This is a genomic window from Gemmatimonadota bacterium, from assembly GCA_016209965.1.
Taxonomy (GTDB): Bacteria; Gemmatimonadota; Gemmatimonadetes; order Longimicrobiales; family RSA9; genus JACQVE01.
Map to the genome: position 1 here is coordinate 1 of JACQVE010000186.1, position 2,373 is coordinate 2,373.

Below are 2,373 nucleotides of genomic sequence, written 5' to 3' on the forward strand. Positions count from 1 at the left end.
GAGTCCCGCCCGGTCGGCGCCAGAATCTCCCCGGTATAGTAGCGCCCGTCGCTGGAGGCAAGGAAGACGTAGCTGGGCGCCACCTCCGCGGGCTGGGCCGGCCGCCTCCAGAAGGTGTCGGCGCCGAAGCGCTCCACGTGCTCCCGGGCGTGAGCTCGTGGAAGTCGCGCGTCTCCCACTCGAAGGCCGCGTTGTTGACCAGGATGTCCTTCCCTTTGCCCAAACTGCCCGTTACGTTCGCAGCCCGTCGCTGATTGCACTGGACGTTCCGGGAGACTTAGTGGCGAGACCAGGCGAGAAGGCTCCCACGGGGATCACCGGACGCAGGATGGGGGTGAAGAAGATCCAGGTTACGCGGGCCGGCTGGATCGGCGCGGCCATCGCGCTGCTCGCGGCGGCGGTGTTCGTGCGCCTGGGGGTTTGGCAGGTCGACCGGCTGGCGGAGCGGCGCGCGCAGAATGCCGCGATAGCCGCCCGCCTGGCGCTGCCGCCGCTGCGCCTCGAGCGCGCTCCCGGCGATAGCAGCGCCTTGAGCTACCGTCGCGTAGTGGTCGCTGGCGTATACGACGACGAGCGCACGCTGGTCCTGGCGGGGCGCAGCTACCGGGGCTCACCAGGCGCCCACGTCATTACGCCGCTGCGGCTGGCGGACGGGACGACCGTGGTACTGGTGAACCGCGGCTGGGCGCCGGCGCCCGATGGTGCGACCGTGGACCTGCCCCACTTGCGTGAGCCCGGGCCGGTACGCCTCTCCGGCCTGCTGCTGCCGCTCTCGAGGCAGCAGCGCGGGCCCGCGGCGGGCGCGCGGCGGCCAGGCGCGCCGGCATTCCAGCGGGTCTGGGTACGGCTCGAGCCCGCCGCCGTGCGGCGCCAGTACCCCTCCGCGATTCGGGATGTCTACATCCAGGCACTCGCCGAGCCCGGCCACCAGGGACTGCCCCTCCGCCTCGAGCCGCCCGCGCTGGACAACGGCCCCCACCTGAGCTACGCCATCCAGTGGTTCAGCTTTGCCCTCATCACGTTGATCGGCTCGGCCGCGCTGGCGGTGCGGAGCGGCGAGGTGCGCTGGGCGTAGCGCGACACGGCGGCGCGGCGAAGACGGCGATACGGCGACGCGGCGACGCGGCGACGCGGCGAGGCTGTAACCTCGCCGCGTGGCTGTGTCGCCGCGTCCCGTTTCTAGCTGGCCTTACACTCCCCTTCGATGCCGCGCGCCAGGCACTCGGCATTGGGGACCGGGAAGCGCCGGTTGATGAAGTGGGCGGGCAGGTCCTTCAAGCTGTCATTCAGCTTGCCGTAGCGGCGCAGGTCGATCCAGCGGTGGCCCTCGAACATGAGCGAGTAGCGCTTCTGCTTGAGCAGCTCGTCCAGGACATTGGCCGCCGTAAGATCGTTTCGCGCCTTGAGGCCGCCCGCGTTCTGCCGGATGAAGTTGATGTCGTCCGACGCGGCTTTCACGTTGCCCAGCCCGATGTTGGCCTCGGCCCGCAGCAGGATCAGCTCCTCGTTACGGATGATCGCGACGGGAGAGCCGAGCGACGGGTAGATGGTGAAGACCACGTCTGTTTCCAGCCCGCGCTGCTTGGCCGGCGCGGACAGCTTGCGGAGTTTTTCCTGCACCCGGTCATCCGGCTTGCCATCCGCCTTCAGCTCGGCGTCCTTGACCAGCCCCGGATGCGCCAGGACCGTGGGGTCGAGCAGCACGTTGGCCTCGTCTCCCGAGCCCGTGCCGTACGCGTGGTAGACGCCCAGGTCGAGCGGCGCTGCGGTGCTGACAAAGGACTCCTGCAGTGCCTGGATGGCCACGCCGTAGTTGGCGGCGGTGCCGCCAATTCCCATGCTCCCCATGTACACGGCCACGCGGGCGCGCAGCGCCCGATTGAACTTCAGGAACGTGGCCGGCGTGTCGAATCCGGCGAAGCCGGCACTGAGCTGGAAGGGGAAGGCGCTGCCCCCGGCCTGCAGGTGCGCCTTGCCCTCGTCCAGCAGCTTCGCGACCTGGGCAAAGACCTGCGCCTTGCCCACCAGCGCGCCGGGGTCGCTGACGGGCACGTCCACATCGATCACCGCGCCATTATCGTCCCGGGTGTTGATGACCAGGAGCAGGTCGAGCGCCATGATGGTCTTGGTGAAGCCGCGGATCGCTTCCAGCTCCGCGTTCGAGAAGCCGGTGACCTTCTCGAGGGCGTTCAGGATGATCTCGGCTGTACGCACGTTCCGGTAACGCTGCGTCCAGTGGTTGGCGCCGAACGCCGGGCTGCCCGCGTCCAGCGGGCTTTCCAGCATCTCTGCCACGAAGCGGGGCTCGGCGGGGTCGAACACGTACGACTCCCGCCCCAGGATGCCGGTCAGGGAGATGTAGCCGTTGCGCAC

At 69.4% G+C, this 2,373-nt stretch carries 2 protein-coding genes; one reads left to right on the plus strand and one right to left on the minus strand.

The features are described 5' to 3' along the window. Window positions 1-334: 334 nt before the first annotated feature. The gene (locus HY703_07545; GenBank protein MBI4545030.1) at window positions 335-1,075 is read left to right on the plus strand and encodes an SURF1 family protein; all 741 of its coding nucleotides are present in this window, start codon (window positions 335-337) and stop codon (window positions 1,073-1,075) included. A 104-nt stretch (window positions 1,076-1,179) separates the two neighbouring features. Here HY703_07545 and HY703_07550 read toward each other — a convergent pair. Continuing rightward, a partial coding sequence (locus tag HY703_07550) for a RagB/SusD family nutrient uptake outer membrane protein (protein ID MBI4545031.1) occupies window positions 1,180-2,373 on the minus strand: 1,194 nt, incomplete at its 5' end.